Here is a 22753-nt window from a genome sequence, read left to right as displayed (position 1 = left end):
CCCTTTTTTGTTCCTTTTTCTTCATCCCTTTTTAATTTATTTCTCAATTTTTATATATTTATTAAAGTATTTTTCATCCACATTTTCTTCTGTTAGACTCTCTAAAAAGATTTCTGATAAATCTTTTCCAGTTAAACTAACTTTTAAAATTTTCACATTATTTAGTTTTTCTACCTTTTTATTAATATTTTTCATTTCATATGTTATATAATCTCTATTTTTCATATATTTATCATCAGTTTTAAAGTTAAATAAATATATGTATATGTTATCGACTTTTTTAGAAACATCTTCTATATATTTTTCTAAATAATCTACATCTGGAAAGTATAAGTGTAGTTCTTTTATTTTCTTTTCTTCATATTTAGGTATTTGCCTTAATATCTCATCTGCTGATATTACATTTGCTAAAATATCAAAGTTCCTCTTCTTTGAATATAGCTCTTTCATTCCTGTTATCACACTTAATCTTTGATTTATTATCTTGTCATAATAATCTATATTTTGTGAAAATATTAAGTTTCCTAATATAAAGATTAAAAAATAAATGAGTTTATATCTATCAACTATTTTTTTCAAATCGTAATTTTATAGTGTTATTAATAATTAACTCTACTATATTCCTCCTTTTATTTAATATTTTCTTTAATTATACCCCCCCCCCACTGTTTTGTCAACAGTTAAATATTTAGAACAATCTAGTATTATATATATTCTCTTGTATATTTTATACCCCTTAACTTATATTGCATCAATAATTTGAGACTAAATTACTAAACTATAATAATTTTTAATAAAGAAAAAACCTAGCTTTGCTAGGTTCATATTATTATTTTCTAATTTCTTTAATTCTTGCTGCTTTACCACTTAATCCTCTTAAGTAATATAATTTAGCTCTTCTTACTTTACCTATCTTCTTAACTTCGATTTTATCGATTAATGGAGAGTTAATTGGTATAATTCTTTCTACTCCAACTCCTGAAGATACCTTTCTTACTGTAAAGCTTTTTTGAATACTTCCTCCAGAAATTCTAATTACTACACCTTCAAAAACCTGTATTCTTGTTTTATTTCCTTCTTTTACTGTGTAATGTACAGCTATTGTGTCTCCAGCTTTAAATTGTGGTAAATCTGATTTTAAGTATTCTTTTTCTACTAATTCTATTAATTTCTCTTTCAAGAAATTCACATCCTTCCCTCTAAAATATTCATATTTTCTATACTATTGAAAACAGCGGAATATTCGCTTAATTTACCTATGAATAATATCATATTTTAATATTTTTTTCAAGTATTTTTTTAAATAGGTGGTATATAGAACTTACCGTAAAAAGCATCTGTTTTAAAAGTATTAATAATAGCATTTTTATCAAGTTCTAAAATAGCTTTAACAATATCATTAACTTCATAAACTGACACTACTGTATAGCAAATATATACTCTCTCTTTTAAATAAGCTCCTGATCCAACAATTTTAGTCATACCATGTCTATATTTACTTATATACATTTCTGTTAGTTCATCACCCTTTTTAGTAATAATTTGAAGAGTAATACGTCTGTATCTATTATAGAAAGTATCTATAACTTTAGTTGTAACAAACTGAAATATTATTGAATATCCTGCACCATCCCATGTAAACATATATCCAAAAATTAATATTACTAACATATTAAATATAAATATATATATCCAAATAGATTTATTTATTTTATTAGAAATATATAAAGCAATGAAATCTGTCCCACCTGTTGAGCCTCCAACTTTTAACGCAAGAACCATTTGTAAACCATGTATTACTGCTCCTATAGTTAAGTTCAATAATATATTAGTAAACAATGGCTCAAATTTAAAATATTTCAAAAAAATTGAAGTTAAAAATATATGCAATAAAGATAGAAATACAAATTTTTTACTAATTTCTTTTGCACATAATAATGCTACTGGAAAGTTAAGGACTATCAATAAAATCCCTACAGATAAACTTACACCAAAATTTGATAATATCATATTTATTAATATAGATAATCCTGTAAATCCACCTGTTAATAATTTTGATGGAATTATGAATACTTCAATAGTATATGATTGTATAAATGCTGACATTACTATTAAAATTATTGGTAAAATCATTGATTTATATTTCTTAAACATTTTTTCTCCCAATATATTTAAATTTCTTCTATTACACCTTTATTTTTCCAATATGTTGCGATATATACAAATGGTGTATCTAAAGCAGATGTAATAATTTTTAAGAAATAAGTTGAAAATGTAATTGTTAGTATTAATGAAATTGGAAATACTCCATAAAATGCAACAAAATTAAATATTAGATTATCTAATACTTGACTTAATAATGTACTCAAATTATTTCTTATCCAAATATTATTGAAATCTGGATATATTTTCTTAATTATTTGATATAGATTAATATCAACATTAGATGAAATAACATAAGCAAGTAATGATGCAACTGTAAATCTGATAAATGGAGTAAATATAGCTGCTAAATGAACTTGACTAGTATCATTAGTAGATGGAGCCAATATTAATGCAATATTCATCACAACTGTTGTAAAAATCATAGTTAAAAATCCTATACCTACAACTTTAGAAGCTGCTTTTTTACCATAATTTTCAGATAAAATATCAGAAATTAAAAATATAGAACTATAAGCTATGTTTCCTAAAGTAGTTTCTATTCCAAATAAATAAACCAATTTATTAACCTGTACATTTGCAAGTATAATAGATATAGGGGCAAATATCATAAGACCAACTTTTCCCCATTTTCTATAAGCAAATAAGATTACAGAATAATTAATTAAAACATATAGAAGCCAGATAACTTCGTTACTTTTTAAAAAATCAAACATTTTTCCTCCTAAATTTTTCTGTTCAATGCTGCCACCTATGAACATCTATACTGTATTTTAGTCAACAATTACTATAACATTTTCTTCTGGATATGTAAAGCCATTTTTATCTGTTTTGCCATTACCATTTACCCATTTATATAGATATTCCATTACATCATCTGCATTTCTTACGCACTTATGAGATAAAGGTATAGTACCTAACTTTGATTCAGTCATTTTTTTTCTTTCTTTTCTATTTTCTTTAGGTTCAAAAGTAGATGGTATTCCATGAGAATAACCTCCACCAGAAAATCTAATTGCAAATTTTGCATCACCTATTATTATTGGTCTTTCTCCTATTTTTTCCCCATTAGAATTTAATATATCTTCTCTTTCAAAATCAGATGTATATAACATTACAGGTTTAGTATATGCAACTAGAAAATCACCATAAGGAGTTACAAATCCTACTCCTTTTGTTGTTCCTGTAGTTACATAACCTACTGTATTAACATTAAATATATTAGTTTCCTTGTTTCTTTCAATACTAACCTGAGTTTGACTATTTCTATCTATGTATATAAATTTATTGATAATTTCACTTATATTAGATTTCTTTAATCTTCTAATATACATCTTAGGTATTTTATATATCTCATCTCCATAAGAGAGTGTTTTAATATGTACATAATTATCATCTTCTCCCTCTAATGTAAATAATGACCTATCAGGTAAATTAATATATTCTTTATTATTATCATAATATGCCCTAATACTCTGATTTGATACATTCCCATATTTATCTTCTTTTCCATCAGATTCTATATTTAAAGAAATATAGCTATGTAAATAATAAATATCTTTTTCATCTTTAATTGCAGAAATAATAAAATCATTTACTTTATTTGCTTTTTCAACTGCCTTTTGCCAATTAAATCCTCTTATCTCTGCATTTTTAGCATAGATATAATGTTTTTCATCCTTATACATTACCTCTAACCATTCTTTTTCATCATCACCCTTAATAACTCCAAGTAATGGCAATCTTATGCCATTTTTAATTTTTCCAACAACTTTACTATCTTTTGTTGAAGGTAAATCTCTAATATTAGTCGTTGCCTTAATAAAGGCAAATTGATTTAAATTTTTATCAAAATATTTATCAAATTCTAAATTTAATGTAATATTTTCATATGACTTATCAAATTTTTGAATATGTTCAAAAGAAGATTGCTCTTCCTTTTCAACATTTTCTTCCATTTCAATATTTTCTTCCTTATTATCTTCAACAACTTTAACAAATTCTTCTGTTACCATACTTCCATTATTACTATAATTAACATTATACATACCAAGAAATAATATTAATAATAAAAACTTTTTCATAAATCCTCCTATATATCAACAGAAACAATTCTGGATTCACCTATTTCTTTATTCATAGTAACTCCATATAACCTATCAGAACCTTTCATTGTTTCCTTATTATGTGTAATTAAGATAAATTGTGATTTATCAATAAACCGTCTTAATAACTCCACTATTTTTTTTGTATTAGCTTCATCAAGAGCTGCTTCTATTTCATCAAAAAAAGTAAATGGTGATGGTTTAAACATAAATATCGCCATTATAAATGAAACTGCCAACATTGATTTTTCTCCACCAGATAATAGCATCAATGTTTGTTCAGGTTTATTTTTATATTTTACACTTAATTCTAAGCCCGTTGTTAATATATTTTCAGGATCAGTTAATTTAATATCTCCTTTTGCACCATAAAAAATTTCTGAACACATATATTTAAAATTATTTTTAATTTCATTAAATGCAAAGCTAAATTTACTTATCATATCATTTTCTATATTAGTTATTAACGATTTTATAGAATTTGAACTATTTTCTAAATCTTGCTTTTGTGAAACTAATTCTAAATATCTTTCATTTTCAAAATTGTATTCATCTATAGATGCTAAATTTACACTCCCTATATTTTCCTTTTTACTTTCAAGTTTAGTAATATTGGATTTAACTTGACTAACTTTATCCTCTTCAAGAATATTATAGTTAAAATCATTTATTATACTTTCCTTACTTTCATGTAAGCTTTCTAATTTTTCAAATAAGTTTTCAAGTTCTTTAGAATTTCTACCTATATTTTCAGATAATTTTTCAACTATATTTATCATCTTAATAGTTTCTTTTTCTAAGTCATTTATTACAGTAAAATGATTATTTTCATCTTTTTCTAGTTCTTTTAATAAAATTTCATCATTTTTTATTTTTTCAGAAAATATATTTTTATTTTCAGTTAATTCATCAACTAATTTATTTTTTTCATCAATTTCTTGATTATATTTACTAAATAATTCATCTTTATTATTTTCAAATATATTTATTTCTTCAAGATCATTTTTAACCTTATTATACATAATTTCAAGATCATCTTTAGAATTTTTTTTGTTAGTTAATTTTTCATTTAATACTGCAAAATCAATCAACATATTATGTAATTTTGTTTGATGTTTATCTACATCTTCAATTTCTCCTAATTTAAATTCTAATTCTTCTCTTTCATTATATATCTCTTCAATAACATTCATAGATTCATCTATTTCTTGTATATTTTTATCAATTTTATTTGTATTTTCAACTATCATTAAATTACTATCTTTAATTTCATAATTTATTGTATCAATTTTTCTTTCTAGACTAGATAATTCATTATTTTTTAAATCAAGTAAATATTTTATATCATTGTATTCCAATTTAAATTTATTTACCCTTTCATTTTCAACATTCAATTTTTCATCTAAAATAGAAATTTTTGTATCAATATTATTATACTCATTTTCAAGTTCTATAATTTTATCATCAAGCAATGTTATGTCTTTTTTAATAGCATTTAATTCTTCTCTTTTTCCCAAAGTTAAATCTACTCTATTTTTCTTATATCCCCCAGATATTCTACCCCTTGAAGTAACTAAATCACCATCTAAAGTAATTATTCTATCATTATATCCATTTTTAATCAAAGAATTTGCAATATCTAAATCTTCTACAATTAAAGCATTTGAAAAAATATGATCAACTAACTTTTCATATTCTACTTCCTTTATTTTAACTATATTTCTTGCAAAATCTATAACACCATTACCTTTAGGTATTTCACTTAATTTAGTTGATACTTTAATAGTATCTAAAGGTAAAAATGATATAGTTCCTATCTTTTTATTTTTCAATTCATTAATATATTTTTTACTTTCATTAGCTTTTCTTATTACTATATCATTTAAACTATATCCAACTAAAGTTGAAATAGCTGTTAAATATTTTTCTGGTATTTGTAACAGATTAGAAACACTATCGACTATATTATCATCATCTTTAAATGTATCAAGAATAAATTTACTAGAAGTCGTCAAAAATATATTATCATCTAAAGTTTTTTGTATAGAATTTAACTTTGAAATTTTAGATTCTTTCTCAAATATTATTTTCTGTCTATTAGTAGCAATATTTTTTCTATCTTTTTCTAATAATAAGATTTCATCTGTATAATGTTTTTGATTATTTAAAATACTTTTATTAGACTCTTCTTGAGATGTTTGTTTATTTTTTAAAGATTCATATTCTAATTTAATTTTTTCAGAATTTAATAATATTATCTTCTTTTCTTCTTCTAATTTACTAATATTATTTTCTGTTAACTTATTCTTTCTTTCTAAATCTTCATTTTCTCCTCTAAGCCTGTATCTTTTCATTTCAATTTCATTTATAGATTTTTCATGTAATGATAATTTCTCTTCCATTTCATTACGTAACTTAGTAAGATATTCTATTTTTTCTTTAAGTATTTCTATATTTTCATTTTTCTTAACATATTCTTTAGTCAATACATTTATTTCTTTAATTTCAACAGATAATCTATCATTATATATTTTTTCATCTTGCATTAACTTATCTTTTATAGCTAATTTTTCTGAAAGTTTTACTTCATAATTAGATTTTTCTCTAATAGATGTATTTAAATTTTCCTTTACTTCCTCTAATTCTTTATATATATTATTTAATTTATTTTTTTCATCTTCAATATTTTGAATTAAACTATTTTTCTTTTCTCCAGCATTTATTAAATATTTTTTTTCTAATTCAAGATTAATTTGTATATCATCAATTTTTTTACTATTTTCTTTTTTTTCTAAATTTAATTTTTCCTGTTCTACTTCTATTTTATTAATACTATATTCATAAAGCATGTATTTATTAACATTAATTTGATGAACTATACTATTGTATAATCCAGCTTTTTCTGATTCTTCTTTTAATCTTTTAACTCTTTGTTCAAGTTCTTTTTCAACATATATTATTTTATCTAACTCAACTTGTACATTTGATAGTCTTTTTAAAGCTTCTTCTTTTTCAACTTTAGCTCTCTTAGTACCAGCAGCCTCTTCAAGTATTTCCCTAATTTCTTTGGGATTAGATCCTATAATTCTTTCAACCCTACCCTGACCAATTATAGAATAAGCTTGTTTACCTATACCAGTATCCATAAAAAGATTATGTATATCTTTTAATCTTGATTTTCTATTATTAATTAGGTATTCTCCATCTCCATTTCTATATATTCTTCTGGTAATTTTAACTTCATCAGCTTCATAGTCTAAGTATCTATCTATATTATCAATTACTAAACTTACTTCTGCACTATTTGCATGTTTTTTATTTTTTCCACCAGAAAAAATTACATCACTACTCATAGCAGCACGTATATTTTTATAGCTCTGTTCTCCTAATACCCATAATATTGCATCTAAGATATTACTTTTTCCACTACCATTAGGTCCAACAATGGCTGTAATTCCCTTAGTAAAATCGATAATAGTCTTGGTTGAAAAAGACTTAAATCCATTTATTTCTAACGCTTTTAAATACATTCTTATTCCTCTTAATCCTTAAATTTAATTATTAATTCATCTATTCCTAATTCTAACTTAACTATTTCTATTCCAGCATTAATTAACATTCTTTTTGAAGCAATAGAACTATCTTTATCCTTATGTTTATCTGAGAAAAATATGACCTTTGAAATTCCAGTTTGTATTATACTTTTTGCACATTCATTACATGGAAAATGAGTTACATATATAGTAGATCCTTTTAAATCTCTATTACTATTTAAAATAGCATTTAATTCTGCATGTACTACATATGCATATTTAGTATTTAAAAAATCTCCCTCTTTTCCCCAAGGAATTTCATCATCACTTGAACCTATAGGAAAACCATTATATCCTATTCCAACAATTTTACTATCCTTTACTATACAAGCTCCTACTTGTGTAACAGGATCTTTACTTCTATTTGCTGATAAAAATGCTATTCCCATAAAATATTCATCCCATGATAGAAAAGTTGATCTCTTCATATTACCTCCTATTTAACTTTACTTTCAATATACCCGTCAGAAAAAGTTGTTTTTATAATGTCTCCAGAACTAACTTCTGTACCTTTTTTTATTATATTTCCATTATGTGTAGTAATAGTATATCCTTTTTTAAGAATATCTTCATTTGAATGCTTAGAAACAGACAATTTAAAATTTTCTAATTCAAGTTTTTTTATATCAATTTTATTTTCTATTATTTTTGATATATTATCATTTTGAGATTGTAACAATATTTTAAATCTATCAATTTTTGTAATTAAATTATTAGTATTCATCTTAAATTTAAAAGTTTTAATATCATTATTAATATTATAAATCTTTAAATTTAATGCTTTTTCTACTATATTTTCTAGTTCAGATATTAGTATTCTTTTTTCATTAAGTTTATCTTCAAAATTTCTAATAATATATGAATTTTTCAGACTATTTAATTCTTTATTTAAACTTGAATACTTATTTTCCAATATTTTACTAGCCTTATCTTTAAGATTATATAAAGTATACAATGCATCATCATGTTTTATAATGATTTTTTCAGCAGCCTGTGTAGGTGTTGAGGCTCTTAAATCAGCAACATAATCTGAAAGTAATATATCTGTTTCATGACCAACAGCTGATACTACAAAAATATCAGAATAATATATTGCTTCTATTACTTCTCTTTCATTAAAAGCCCATAAATCTTCTATACTTCCTCCACCACGTCCTACTATTAATGCATCCAAATTATATTTATCTTTATTATCATTAAAATATCTTATAGCTTCAACTATTTCTTCTTTTGCACCAATTCCTTGAACTTTAACAGGATAAAGAAAAATATCCACATATTTATCTCTACTATGTGTAGTATTAACTATATCTTTAATGGCTGCTCCTGTTTCAGCAGTTATTACACCAAGTCTTTTAACTATAGTTGGAATTTTTTTCTTCTTATCTACATCAAAATATCCCTTTTCCATGTATTCTTTCTTTAATTCCTCAAGTTTTTCATAAAGATATCCTATTTTATTCATTTTTTCTAAAGTATCTACATTAAAAGTTAATTCACAACGAGGTTTATAGAAAGTCATATCCGCAACTATCTTTATTTTATCTCCCTCTTTTAAATCTCTTGGTATGTTTTTATATATATATCCAAAAGCAGTACATTTAATTTGTGCATTGCTATCTTTAAGCGTGAAATAAAGATGTCCTGTTTTATGATAAGTAATATTAGACATTTCACCTTCTATAGATACCTTTTTCATATCACTACTTTTAATAAATTTGTCAACTAAAGTTACAATTTCAGAAACAGTTAAATTCTCATTCATATTTACCCCTAAACATTATCGTAGTTTTCTTTTTTATACCCTATTATTACCTTGGCACCATCTATTAATATAGGTCTTTTAACTAACATACCATTAGTTGATAATAATTCTAATTTTTCCTCTAAACTCATAATGTCTAATTTATCTTTTAATTTCATTTCTTTATACAAGATACCACTTGTATTAAATAATTTTTTTATATCTAATCCAGATTTTTTATGTATTTCTCTTAATTCTTCTTTAGTTAATTTTTCTTCAACTATATGTCTTTTTTCTAAAGTATGTCCCTTTTCTTCCAAATGTTTAAGTGCTTTCTGACAAGTTGAACATTTAGGGTAATGTATATACTTCATCTACATAACCTCCAATAATACTTTCTTTAATTCATTAAGTTTATTTCTTCTACTTATAGCTTCTTCATATTGATAATTTTCAGCAAATTTTTTCATTTCTGCTTCAACTTTTTTAATTTCTTTTTCTAGTTCTTTTATAGACTTAAATGTTATCTTACTTTCTTTATTTTCTTCAACATCTTCAGTATATTCAAGTAATGACTCAGTTAAATGAGCCTTAACATTTTTAGGAACTATATTATTTTCCTTATTATATCTTTCTTGAATTACACGTCTTCTTTCAACCTCATCTATAGCCTCTTTCATAGATTTAGTTATTTTATCAGCATACAATATTACATGTCCATTTACATTTCTTGCTGCCCTACCCATAGTTTGTATTAATGATCTTCTTGATCTTAAAAATCCTTCTTTATCTGCCTCAAGTATTGCAACTAATGAAACCTCTGGCAAATCAAGACCCTCTCTTAATAGGTTAATTCCAACAAGAACATCAAATTCTCCATTTCTTAAACCCTTAACTATTTCTACTCTATCTATAGTAGATATTTCAGAATGCATATATTTAACTTTAATTCCATAATCTAGGTAATATTCTGTTAATTCCTCTGCCATTTTTTTTGTAAGAGTTGTAACTAATATTCTTTCTCCTTTTGATACTCTTTCTTTAATATCATCCATTAAATTATCAACTTGATTTTTAGTAGGTCTTATTTCTATACTTGGTTCAACAATACCTGTAGGTCTTACAAGTAATTCTACTATTTCTCCATTTGATTCGCTTATTTCATAATCACTTGGAGTTGCTGATACATACACTACTTGTCCTACCTTATTAAAAAATTCTTCATGTCTAAGAGGTCTATTATCTAAAGCACTTGGCAACCTAAATCCATGATTAACTAGCATTTCTTTTCTACTTCTATCACCATTAGACATACCACCTATTTGTGGAACCATAATATGTGATTCATCTAAAAATACTATAGGTGATTCTGGGAAATAGTCAAGTAAAGTATATGGGGCTTCTCCTAATTTTTTACCTGTAAGATATCTAGAGTAATTTTCCATACCTTTACAGTATCCTATCTCCTTTATCATCTCTAAATCATATTCAGTTCTTTGTTTTATTCTCTGTGCTTCAACTAACTGCAATCTATCTTCAAAATATTTTACTCTTTCAACCATTTCTTCTCTTATATTCTCAACTAAAATATCAGTTTCAACTTCAGATAAATAATGGGTAGCAGGCATAAGATTTATTCTTTTAATATCCCTTATTTTTTTATATGTTAAAGTATGTAATTCAGAAATACTTTCTAATTCCTCATCAAAAAATTCAAATCTATAAACTATATCTTGGTATATAGGGTATATATCAATTACATCACCTTTTACCCTAAATTTAGCTCTTTCAAGAATAAGATCATTTCTTTCATACCTAAGTGCTAATAGTGATTTAATTAATTCTTTTCTTCTTATACCATTTAAAGCTATATCTACATACAAACTTCTATCTGAGTATGAATTTGGGGATCCTAACCCATAAATTGCTGAAACAGATGCAATAACTATAACATCTTTTCTATTTAAAAGGGCTGCCGTTGCCGCATGAGTCAACTTATCTATTTCCTCATTAATAGCAGAATCTTTTTCTATATATGTATCTGTAGATTGTATATACGCTTCTGGTTGATAATAATCATAATATGACACAAAATATTCTACAGCATTTTCAGGGAAAAACTGCTTGTATTCATTATATAATTGTGCTGCTAGTATTTTATTAGGTGCCATTATAAGGGCAGGTCTATTAAGTTCTTTAATTATATTTGCTATAGTAAATGTCTTACCACTTCCTGTAACACCTAATAAAATCTGATCACTAATTCCATTTCTTATATTTTCAACTACTTTTTTAATTGCTTCTGGTTGATCACCTGTAGGTTTGTAGTCTGAATGTAATTTAAATTCCATATTTTTCCTTATATTAAATTATCCTCTATTTGTCTTAAAATATTTGAAGGATTTTCAAGTAAAGTTCCATATCTAAAGAATATTGATCCTTTAACTGCATCATATTTTTCATTTAATTTAAGTTGTTTTTCAAGCTCTAATCTATCTTTCCATGGTTTTTGTTCTATGTATTTATATATTCCATGTCCTACATATAAAGGAGTATTTGTTTCTTTTGATTTTTCTGACCACCATTTAACTAATTCTTCATAATCAGCTTTTTCAAATCCAATATTCCAGTATATTTGAGGAGCTATATAATCTACCCATCCTTCTCTCATCCATTTTAAGCTATCTGCATATAATGAATCATAACTTTGTAATCCTTTAGTTTTTGAACCATTAACATCTGTTTCATAATTTCTCCATATTCCAAATGGACTTACTCCAAATGATAAATTAGGTTTAATCTTATGTACTGAAACTGATAAATTCTTTATCATATTATTAACGTTATCACGTCTCCAGTCCCCTCTAGTATTATATCCTGACCCATACATTTCAAATTCTTTTTGATCTACATTATCTCCAAGTTTTGAAGTTGCTGATGGATATGGGTAGAAGTAATCATCTAAATGAAGACCATCTATATCATATTTTTCAACTATTTCTTCTATAGCTCTTGAAACATAGTTAACTACTTCTGGATTACCTGGATTCATATAGAATTTACCATCATATTCAAATATCCATTCAGGTTTTCTTTTAACTATACTCTTATCTGATAATTTACTTAAATCTGTATTCATAGATGCTCTATATGGATTTATCCATGCATGTAACTCTATCCCTCTTTTATGTGCTGCATTTATTGCATATTCTAATGGATCATATCCTGGATTTTTATTTTGATTTCCAGTTAAATAAATAGACCAAGGTTCAAATTCAGAATTATATAATGCATCTGCTGCAGGTCTTACATGGAAGAATACTGCATTTAATCCCCATTTTTTAATATTTTCCATCATTTCATCTATTTCTCTTTTTTGTTCTTCCATAGTTGTTGTTTTTGGGAAGTCAAGATTAACTACAGTTGCTGCCCAAACACCCTTAAGATTTTTATTAATTTTTCTATTTTCTCTCTTAAAAATTTCCTCTGTTAACTTCTCATTACTTAATATTTCTTTATTTGTAGTCTTAGAAGTTATTTTTGGTTCATTTTCACCTAATTTATATTTAGCTTCATAATCCTTATATAAATCTTTTTCTTCCACTACAGATGAACAAGATATTAAAAATCCTAAAAAAGCCAAACTCGCTATTATTTTTTTCATTTTTACCTCCATTATTTTATAACTATTCCTACACCATCACCAAAGGGTAATAATGTAAAATTATATTTATCATTTAAATAATTAATAAATTTTTTCAAATTCCTTACCATTGTCTTATATTTCTTAGGAACATCATCTTCTGCAACATATCCTCTAAACATAATATTATCAATAAAGATGATTCCACCTTCTCTTAATAAACTATAGGAATGATTATAGAAATCTTCATATTTACTTTTTGATGCATCTATAAATATGAAATCAAATTTTTCAGTCATATTAGGCAATACATTCATAGCATCATCATGTATGTTATTTATATATTCACTTAACTTAAACTCTTTAAAATTTTCATTTGCTTTTAAATATCTTTCTTGATCTATTTCTATAGTTGTTAATTTACCATTATTTTTTTTACATATTTCTGCTAAAAAAATACCTGAAAAACCTGTAGCCGTTCCAATTTCTAAGATATTTTTAGCTTTAATATTTTCTGCTAAAAACACCATATATTTTAAAACTTCTCTAGTAATTATAGGTATTCTATTTTCTAGTGCTATTTTTTCAAGTTTTTCCTGTTTTTCATTAAATTCATATAAGTTCCTAGCAAAGTTACTAGAATTTTCAAAATTTATTATCATAAAAATCCTTTCACGATTTTATTAAATTATATCATAAAACATAGAAAAAAGCTATTTTTTATACTATTTCCATATATTTAATAATTTTTTTGTATAAGCCATATTACTTTGTTTTAATATATTTCCTCTTTCAACTATTTCTCCATTTTTTAATACCAAAATATCTTCTGTAATATATTTTAACAACTCTACATTATGAGTTATAAATACTATGGTTTTATCATGTCTTTCATTTAACTTTTTAACTATATCAATAATCTGTAATTGTAAATGAATATCAAGTGATGATACTGCTTCATCAAATATATATATATCAGGATTAAATAAAATTGCTCTTGCAATAACTAATCTTTGTTTTTCTCCTCCCGATAATATATTTATATTACTTTTTAAATCAATATGATTTAAAGATACAAACTCAAGAATTTCCTTTATTTTATCAATATCAATTTTTTTTTTCTTTATTATATATACCTCTTCAAGTACATCTAAAATAGAAAATCTAGGATTAAGTGACGATGTATATTCTTGATATATCATAGACACTTTACCATTTACTTCTAATTTTCCACTACTTATTTTAGTAATTTTAGATATTATCTTACCTAAAGTACTTTTACCACTTCCACTTTCTCCAACTACTGCTAAAAGAGTTCCCTTATTTATCTCTAAATCAATATTTTTTAAAGCTTTAATGCTTTCATAATTTTTATATACATTAGTAAGTTTAATTAAATTCATCTTCTAACACCCTATTCATAGCATTAATATATTCTATATCTGAATATTTTTTTAAATCTTCAACTTTTTCTACTTCAATAACTTCTCCGTTATTTATAAATATTATTCTATCACTAAATTTTCTTACTGCGTTAATATTATGCGTAATTAAAAGAACGGGTATATTTAAATTTGTTACTAAATTTAATATTTCATATTCATTAATATTATCAAGTCCCGTAGTTATTTCATCGCATATTAAAAGCTTAGGATCCATCATTAAACATATCGCTATAACTATTCTTTGCTTCTGCCCTCCACTTAACTCAAATGGATATTTTTCTAATACACTTTCATCTAAATTTAAATCATTTAGTATTTTTTTAGCTTTAATTATAGAATCTTTTTTATTTAATCTCTTATGATAAATAACTGCTTCTATTATTTGATTCTTAATTTTTAATACAGGATTTAAGCATTCTGCAAAATCTTGAAAAATATATCCTATTTCTATATCCTCAATATTATTATATCTAATAATCCCATCTACTTTTAACTTAGATATACCCTTAATAGCTCTAGACATCTGACTTTTTCCACTACCTGAACTACCAATTAAGGCTAGTATTTCATTACTATTTATATCAAAACTAATATTATTAACTATATTTTTTTCAGGAGTTGATATACTTAAATTTTTAATTTCTATTATTTTCATATATACCTCCAAAAAATAATGTGATTGTAACCAAAATTAAACTTGCAAAAAGAAACTGTTTAGGACTTATTAATAATCTTGAAAATCCAGAAGATATCAAATTACCTAATGATGGTCTTGGATTTCTTATTCCAATTCCCATAAAAGATAAATAACTTTCTGTAAATATTATACCTGGAATCATTAATGTTAATCTTACAAAGATTATAGGTAATATATTAGGCATTATATGCCTTTTTATTAAATAAAAGGGAGTAGCACCCATATTTTTAGCTACTTCTACATAGTTATGTAATTTAACTTTTTTTACCTCATTTCTAACAAGTATACTAAGTCTTAGACTTCTAGTAAAACTTATTGCAAATATTAGTAAAATTAAACTATTTCCAAATATTAATAGTATAAATATTATTATTATAATACTTGGTATTGAAAGTAAAAGTTCTATTATCATCATAAAAAATTTATCAATAAATTTATCATAATATCCCATTATACTTCCTATAATTAACCCTGAAATCAGGCACACTATACATACTATTATAGTTAATAATAAAGAAATATACACACTTTCAGATAATCTTGAAAGTAAATCTCTTCCTAAATAATCAGTTCCTAAAATATGATTATTTTTAAAAATTCCTAATTCTATAGAATTTAAATCCTGATCACTATAATTAAATTTATTGAAAAGTTTTTCAATAACAACAAACATCATTAATGAAAGTATAAAAAATATAGAATTAATCTTTTTATTCATCATCTTTCACCTTCAATCTTTTATCAAAAATTAATATTAATATATCCATTATGTTAAATAAACTAACAAGTATTATAGTATAAAATATAGTTAATCCCATTATCATAGGATAATCTCTATCTATTATTGATGTAGTAAAATATCTACCAAGACCAGGGACACCAAATAGAGTTTCAACTATAAATGAACCTGTAATTAAAGATATTACATATGGAATTAAACTTGATAATAAAGAAGGAGCAATATTTTTAAGTATATGCTTAATTACAATATAGTTTATGCTAAGACCTTTACTTATTGCAAATTCTACATAATTTTTATTTAACTCTTCTTTTATTTTCTTTCTTAATAATTTAAATATTATTGGTAAATAAAATAAGACTAAGGTTAATACAGGAAATATTTTTTCTCCCCTTCCATAATATCCCATAATACTTAATTTAAGTAAACCCAATAATCCTTTATGTATATAAACTGCATAATATTGCAATAATCCAACTATAACAAATCCAGGAATTGCTATTAATATACTTGAAATTCTTACAAATAGTTTATCAATGAAATCAAAATTCACAGAAATAATAGAAAACATTAAAGCGAAAAAACTAGAGAAAAATAAAACTCTTAATCCTAAATCAAGTGATGTAGGAAAGTTTTTCTTAATAATATCTAATACTTTTAAATTAGGATATTTAATGGATTTACCAAAATCCCCAGTAGTAACCTTTTTCATGTACTTTATATATTGTTCACTAATAGGTTTATCAAGATCATATATTTTTATTATTTGATTTTTAACACTTTCATCCAACTCTTCATCTATTAGGTTATTAGGAAGAGAATGTATCATGAAAAAAGTTAAAGTCATTACAGAAAATATTACTATTAATCCTCTTAATATTTTAGAAAAAATTTTTTTAAACATATACCCTCATTTCTAATAAAAAAAACTATCTCTTATAAAGAGATAGCCAAACTAATCCTATTTATGTCATTATTTAGAAACTACGTTTGTTGCTTGTGGTCCTTTTTCTCCATCTTCAATATCAAACTCTACGTCTTCACCTTCGTTAACTGTTTTGAAACCACCTTTATTTATTTTTGAAAAATGTAAAAAGTAATCTTTTCCATCTTCACCTGAAATAAACCCGAATCCTTTTTTTTCGTTAAACCATTTAACTTTACCTAACAAAATACTTCCTCCTATCCATAATGGCATATGCCAATTTCTAACAAATTATACCATGTTTTCAAGAAAAGTCAATATAATTATTATTCTAATTAAATTTCATGTCTAACTTTATCTCATAATTTAGGAATTTAATATAGTAACATTTAAGATACATTCTATCTTTTTTTTGATACTTTCCATATTTACTATCCCCTATTATAGGGTAACCCATATCACTTAAATGGACTCTAATTTGGTGCTTTCTACCTGTAATTAAGTCTATATCAAGAAGTGCCTTAGAATTTTTTAATTCTATCACTTTAAAGTATGTTATAGATTCTAAACCATCTTCTGACACTATTACTTTATCTTCGAGTATTTTTATTTTTTTATCTGAAAAAAATTTTTCGTTTAATTTTAAACTTTTTTGTTCCACTTTAGCAATATATCTCTTTATTATATTTTTATTTTTTATTTCCTCATTTACTTTTCTAAGTATTTGTAGATTTTTACAACCTATCACTAATCCTTCTGTTTCCAAATCTAATCTATTTGCAAAATTTACATTATGATTATTATAATATGCCTTTGCCATTTCAGATAATCCAAACTTATGTTTATCCCCTTTATACATAGCTATATTATTAGGTTTGTTTATTATAAATACATTATCATCTTCAAATACTATCATTTTTTTAAATAAATCTATATCTATTATATTCTTTTTTATTTTTCTTTCTATAACTATTTTAGCAGAATCTGGAAAAAGAATCTCATCATTTAATAAAAGTCTATAATTTTCTTTACTTTTTTGGCCATTTACCTTTACTAGACCTTTTCTTATAAGTGAAAATATTATTGAAAGACTTTGCTCTTTAGAATACTTTCTCATAAATTTATCTAGTCTAACATTTACATGTTCTTCATCTACTATGTATCTATTTATCCTCATCATCATCTCCATTGTATATCTTAATATTTTGTATTAAAGCTATCATTAAAAATGAAGATATAAATGATGACCCTCCATAGCTCATTAAAAGTAATGGTTTTCCTGTAACAGGAACTATACCTAAAGTCATTCCAATATTTATTATAACATGTGCTAAAAATATTCCTGATATACCATAGAGTATTATTCTTCCATAATCATCAATAATTTTTTTGGAAATATTTATTATGGCATATATTAAAAAAAAGTATAAAGATAACACTAATGCCGAGCCTAAAAATCCTACTTCTTCTCCTATGACAGAAAAAATAAAATCTGTTTGTGGTTCAGGTAAAAACTTTAGTCTACTCTGGCTTCCATCTAAATACCCTTTACCAGATAAACCACCAGAGCCTATAGATATCTTAGATTGAGCAACATGCCACCCCTTATTTTTCAGATCTTTTTCTGGATTAAGAAAAACTTCAATCCTTGTTTTTTGATAATCTTTTAAAACAAACATATATGTTGGTATACTCATAATACCAACTATTGCAAATATTATTATTATAGGTTTAACATTAGCATTAGATAGATACAACATACATAAAAAAGAAAAACAAAGTATCAATGTAGAACCTAAATCTGGTTGTAATAATAATAAACCTAATATGGGTAAACCTGGAATAAATGCTAAAACAATAGCTTTAAATGAATTAATACCATTTGGAAATTTCTTTACAAACCATAATGAATATATCATTATTAAAAATATCTTCACAAATTCTGATGGTTGAATTTGTGTAATACCTATATTAATCCATCTTCTTGCCCCAAGTTTTATTACACCAAAAAATCTTGTATATAGTAAAAGTAAAATAGAAAATATATATATAAATCTCATTATTTTTTTACTAAATCTATAATCTATAAATAAAGAAATTACAAGTATTGAAGTCCCTACAAATATCCATAATAAATTACTTTTTACATAATACATAGACCTCGTAGCACTGTATACAAATGATGTGCTTATAAAAGCAAGTAAATATACTATAAGTAATAAAGCTTTATCTAATCTCTGTATACGATTTCTTAATTTAATATAATTTCTTTTACTAAACATCTATATCTCCTATTAAACAAGTACTAAAATCATTTAATAAAGTTTTAGCTTTATTATTTATATCTTCTACTGTTACATGTAATAATGTATCTGTAATTTCTTCATCACTAAATACTTTTCCAAAAGATTTATACATATTTAATAATCTTCCAACAATTTTATTATTTTCTTTAGCTGTAGCTCTAGTTGAAAGAATAGAATTTTTAACTTTTTCTAATTCTCTTTCAGTAATTCCTTCTTTTTTTATATCCTCTAATATTTGTAATGTAACCTCAATAGATTCTTTATATTTATTAATAGATGTACCTATATATATAACAAAAGTTTTTAAATCCTTATAATCAAAATTCATAGTATAAACTGAATAAGCTAAACTTCTTTTTTCTCTAATTTCTTGAAATAATCTTGAGCTAAATCCATCTCCTATAATTAATTCTAAACATGTATCTATAAAATAATCTTTTAAAGTTCTTTCTTTTATATTGTTTTTAGCAAGCATATATATATTTACTTGATTTATTTCCTTTTTTTCCCTATAATCTATTTTCTTTAATTCATTTTTTTCAAAAACATACTCCACTTTATTTTCATCTAATCTTGAAAAATATGTAATTATTTGTTCAATTAATAAATCTTCATCAACATTACCGGAAACTGATATAATTAAGTTATCTCTCGTGTAATTTCTTTTATAATAATCTATAAGCATATCTCTTGTAAAACTATTTAAACTTTCTTCAGTACCTATAATATTATATTTTAAATTACCTTTAAATAGATTTTCTTGCATTTGTTCAAATACTACGGACCAAACATCATCTTTAGACATTCTTATTTCTTCAAATATTATTTCTTTTTCCTTTTTTATCTGATCTTCTGGAAATATAGGGTCTGTAATCATATCAAAAAATATTTCTGATGTTTCTTTTTGTTTACTTGATAAAGAAGTGAAATAATAATTTGTAACTTCTTTTGAAGTATATGCATTATATTTTGCTCCATAAAAATCCATTTCTTCTGAAATTTCAAAATTATTTCTTTTATTTGTACCTGTAAATAACATATGTTCTAACATATGAGAAAGACCTTTTTCATTTTCCTTTTCATTCACAGAACCAGTATTAAAACAAACAGAAATTGTAAATGAAGTATCATCTTCTATTTTATTTATCAATACTTTTATTCCCAATACATCTAATGTTTTTACCATAAATTATTTCCCCTCTTTTATTTCTTTTAAAAGTCTTTTCTTAAAATTCTTTTCAATATTTTCTTTCCTAAAATCATCTAATTTATTTTTTATAAATTCTGGAAATAATGAATTATACGCTCCAGAATTAATAGAAATATATTCAATTAAAATAGAACTTTCTAATACTTCTTTAACATTATTTGATTTATTTGATGCAAATAGCATTATAATAATAGATAATATTATAATAATACTTGCTTTTACTAACCCAAATACTACTCCAAGAAGCTTATTTATAATCCCAAGAGGTGTCATACCTATTAATTTTGTAAGTATATTTATAAGTAAAGATACTAATAAGTATAATACCAAAAATATAACAACATATGCAGAATATCTAACTATTACGTTATCAGCTTTAATATTAGCTATTAATTCTACTGTAGGTAAAAATATAGGTGTAAAATATATAACTATTACTAATTTAATTAAATTAAAAGCTGATTTTACAAAACCATTCTTATATCCCATAATTACAAAAAATAGGGTTAGTATAATTATCAAAATATCTAATATCATTTTTCCTCCATCCATATTCTCTTAACTCTATATGAAACTGCACATAATAATTCATAACTAATAGTATTTAATTCTTTTGCTAAATCTTCAACCAAAATATTATTACCAAATATTTCAACATAATCATTTACTTTAATATTATCATCTACTTTTATCATAAACTGATCCATACATATATTCCCTATAATAGGGTAATATTTTCCATTAAAATATACATTTGATTTATTAGACATAGATCTAAACATACCATCTGCATATCCACATGATATAGTTGCAATTTTATCTCCACGACGTGCTAGATATGTTTTAGAGTATCCAATATATGCATCTTCTTTTAAGGTTTTAATATGATTTACTCTAGCCTTAAATGTCATAACAGGTTCAAAAACATCTGTCATTTCTGCACCATACATTATTATACCTATTCTATATAAATCGTAGTCATCATAATTATTTATACTACCAAAGCTATTTAATATATGTCTATATTTAACTTCTAAGTCATTAGTAACCTTATTAAATTTTTCTATTTGTATGTTTGTATAATTTTCATCATTATCAGCAGATGATAAATGAGAGTATATTCCAATAGGTTTAAGTTTATCATATGCTCTATATATTTCATCTTCCATAAAACCTATTCTACCCATTCCTGTATCTAAAGCATAATGAAAGTTTCCATTTATCTTATTTTTCAATATGTATTCTATATCTTCAAAACTAGAAATTGTTAAATGTATTCCTTTTGAAACTGCTCTTTTAATATCTTCTCTAATAATAGGAGATAATATCAAAATATTAACTTTTGGAAATACAGCTAATATTTCTTCGGCTTCTTCAATTCTAGCAACACCAAAAAAATTTATTCCTTTTTCTATAGATTTTTCAACAATCTTTATAGCTCCATGACCATAGGCATTTGCTTTAACTATAGCCATTACTTTATTGGCAGAAATTTTTTTTAATATTTCATCTAAATTTTTATTAAAAGCATCTAAATCAATTATTGCATAAGTACTCATGTTTATTCACCAGCTTTAATATTTTATTTAAAACTTCATCAAAAGTTAAATTATCTGTATTAATCTCAATAGCATCTTCTGATTTTTTTAAAGGAGAATGTTCTCTATTCATATCTTCATAATCTCTTTTAATTATATCTTCAAGTATTTTTTCATATTCTAATTTTTGATCTTCTAGATATCTTCTATTTGCCCTTACCTCAGCTGAAGCATTTAAATATATTTTAATATCAGCATTTGGAAATACCACTGTTCCTATATCCCTACCATCTAATATTACTGATTTATTTTTTGATATTTCTCTTTGTAAATTAACCATAAACTCTCTTACTTCTTTAATTTTAGATACCTTTGATGCCATCATAGAAACCTTATTTTCTCTAATTTCCTTACTAACATCTATATTATCTAAATAAAAAGCATTACCCTTAATATCTATATTTAATTCCTTTAATACGCTACTAATGTTTTCTATACTTAAATTATCTTTTATCATCTTATAACCTAATAATCTATACATAGCACCTGTATCTAAATGAGCTATATCAAGTTTTTTAGCTATTGTTTTCGCAACTGTACTTTTCCCACTACTAGATGGACCATCTATAGCTATAATCATAATTT

General features: G+C 24.2%; 23 protein-coding genes. All 23 read right to left on the bottom strand.

Annotation, left to right across the window (positions count from 1 at the left end):
- Positions 1-36: 36 nt before the first annotated feature.
- The 23 genes from BUE91_RS04740 to cmk all read right to left on the bottom strand — a co-directional run bounded on the left by BUE91_RS04740 (position 37) and on the right by cmk (position 22748).
- Complete coding sequence (locus tag BUE91_RS04740; protein ID WP_073508116.1) at positions 37-579, bottom strand: hypothetical protein; 543 nt, start codon at positions 577-579, stop codon at positions 37-39.
- A 250-nt stretch (positions 580-829) separates the two neighbouring features.
- Positions 830-1180, bottom strand: a complete 351-nt coding sequence (gene rplS, locus BUE91_RS04735; protein ID WP_066900802.1) for a 50S ribosomal protein L19 — start codon at positions 1178-1180, stop codon at positions 830-832.
- A gap of 119 nt (positions 1181-1299) precedes the next feature.
- Positions 1300-2154: a YitT family protein gene (locus tag BUE91_RS04730; protein WP_066900804.1), complete on the bottom strand. Its 855-nt coding sequence runs from the start codon at positions 2152-2154 to the stop codon at positions 1300-1302.
- A gap of 17 nt (positions 2155-2171) precedes the next feature.
- Positions 2172-2879: a queuosine precursor transporter gene (locus BUE91_RS04725; protein WP_066900806.1), complete on the bottom strand. Its 708-nt coding sequence runs from the start codon at positions 2877-2879 to the stop codon at positions 2172-2174.
- A gap of 57 nt (positions 2880-2936) precedes the next feature.
- Positions 2937-4247 (bottom strand): L,D-transpeptidase family protein, encoded by a 1311-nt coding sequence (locus BUE91_RS04720; protein ID WP_066900808.1) that lies wholly within the window; start codon positions 4245-4247, stop codon positions 2937-2939.
- 8 nt (positions 4248-4255) lie between these two features.
- Entirely contained in the window at positions 4256-7798 is a 3543-nt protein-coding gene (gene smc / locus BUE91_RS04715; protein ID WP_073508115.1) for a chromosome segregation protein SMC, read from the bottom strand.
- Between the two features lie 11 nt (positions 7799-7809).
- Positions 7810-8289: a deoxycytidylate deaminase gene (locus BUE91_RS04710; protein WP_066900812.1), complete on the bottom strand. Its 480-nt coding sequence runs from the start codon at positions 8287-8289 to the stop codon at positions 7810-7812.
- Between the two features lie 8 nt (positions 8290-8297).
- Entirely contained in the window at positions 8298-9626 is a 1329-nt protein-coding gene (gene xseA, locus BUE91_RS04705) for an exodeoxyribonuclease VII large subunit (RefSeq protein ID WP_066900814.1), read from the bottom strand.
- Positions 9627-9634: 8 nt separating this feature from the next.
- A complete protein-coding gene (locus tag BUE91_RS04700) occupies positions 9635-9979 on the bottom strand; it encodes a Spx/MgsR family RNA polymerase-binding regulatory protein (RefSeq protein ID WP_073508114.1) in 345 nt (114 codons plus the stop codon).
- Complete coding sequence (gene uvrB, locus BUE91_RS04695) at positions 9980-11956, bottom strand: excinuclease ABC subunit UvrB (RefSeq protein WP_073508113.1); 1977 nt, start codon at positions 11954-11956, stop codon at positions 9980-9982.
- Between the two features lie 8 nt (positions 11957-11964).
- The gene (locus tag BUE91_RS04690) at positions 11965-13269 is read right to left on the bottom strand and encodes a glycoside hydrolase family 10-like protein (RefSeq protein ID WP_066900818.1); all 1305 of its coding nucleotides are present in this window, start codon (positions 13267-13269) and stop codon (positions 11965-11967) included.
- An 11-nt stretch (positions 13270-13280) separates the two neighbouring features.
- Complete coding sequence (locus tag BUE91_RS04685) at positions 13281-13910, bottom strand: O-methyltransferase (RefSeq protein WP_073508112.1); 630 nt, start codon at positions 13908-13910, stop codon at positions 13281-13283.
- Between the two features lie 63 nt (positions 13911-13973).
- Entirely contained in the window at positions 13974-14651 is a 678-nt protein-coding gene (locus BUE91_RS04680) for an ATP-binding cassette domain-containing protein (protein ID WP_073508111.1), read from the bottom strand.
- Positions 14638-15348, bottom strand: a complete 711-nt coding sequence (locus BUE91_RS04675) for an ABC transporter ATP-binding protein (protein WP_073508110.1) — start codon at positions 15346-15348, stop codon at positions 14638-14640. The genes BUE91_RS04680 and BUE91_RS04675 overlap by 14 nt, the downstream gene beginning before the upstream one ends.
- Positions 15329-16108: an ABC transporter permease gene (locus tag BUE91_RS04670; RefSeq protein WP_073508109.1), complete on the bottom strand. Its 780-nt coding sequence runs from the start codon at positions 16106-16108 to the stop codon at positions 15329-15331. The genes BUE91_RS04675 and BUE91_RS04670 overlap by 20 nt, the downstream gene beginning before the upstream one ends.
- Positions 16101-17033, bottom strand: coding sequence for an ABC transporter permease (locus tag BUE91_RS04665; RefSeq protein WP_073508108.1), 933 nt, complete (start codon positions 17031-17033; stop codon positions 16101-16103). Before BUE91_RS04665 ends, BUE91_RS04670 begins: the two co-directional genes overlap by 8 nt.
- 69 nt (positions 17034-17102) lie before the next feature.
- Entirely contained in the window at positions 17103-17300 is a 198-nt protein-coding gene (locus BUE91_RS04660) for a cold-shock protein (protein ID WP_066900829.1), read from the bottom strand.
- A gap of 85 nt (positions 17301-17385) precedes the next feature.
- Entirely contained in the window at positions 17386-18231 is an 846-nt protein-coding gene (locus tag BUE91_RS04655) for a pseudouridine synthase (RefSeq protein WP_073508107.1), read from the bottom strand.
- Positions 18218-19336, bottom strand: a complete 1119-nt coding sequence (gene rodA / locus BUE91_RS04650) for a rod shape-determining protein RodA (protein ID WP_073508106.1) — start codon at positions 19334-19336, stop codon at positions 18218-18220. The genes BUE91_RS04655 and rodA overlap by 14 nt, the downstream gene beginning before the upstream one ends.
- Positions 19329-20546, bottom strand: coding sequence for a M16 family metallopeptidase (locus BUE91_RS04645; protein ID WP_073508105.1), 1218 nt, complete (start codon positions 20544-20546; stop codon positions 19329-19331). Before BUE91_RS04645 ends, rodA begins: the two co-directional genes overlap by 8 nt.
- Positions 20547-20549: 3 nt before the next feature.
- The gene (locus BUE91_RS04640; RefSeq protein ID WP_073508104.1) at positions 20550-21107 is read right to left on the bottom strand and encodes a CvpA family protein; all 558 of its coding nucleotides are present in this window, start codon (positions 21105-21107) and stop codon (positions 20550-20552) included.
- On the bottom strand, positions 21104-22129 hold the full coding sequence (alr, locus tag BUE91_RS04635) for an alanine racemase (RefSeq protein WP_073508103.1): 1026 nt from the start codon (positions 22127-22129) through the stop codon (positions 21104-21106). Before alr ends, BUE91_RS04640 begins: the two co-directional genes overlap by 4 nt.
- Complete coding sequence (gene cmk, locus BUE91_RS04630; RefSeq protein WP_073508117.1) at positions 22107-22748, bottom strand: (d)CMP kinase; 642 nt, start codon at positions 22746-22748, stop codon at positions 22107-22109. The genes alr and cmk overlap by 23 nt, the downstream gene beginning before the upstream one ends.
- Between the last annotated feature and the right edge of the window lie 5 nt (positions 22749-22753).

It is taken from the genome of Streptobacillus notomytis (assembly GCF_001902585.1).
GTDB classification, from domain to species: Bacteria; Fusobacteriota; Fusobacteriia; order Fusobacteriales; family Leptotrichiaceae; genus Streptobacillus; species Streptobacillus notomytis.
The sequence above is the reverse complement of the archived record's forward strand: the minus strand, read 5'-3'. Positions and strand labels throughout refer to the sequence as shown.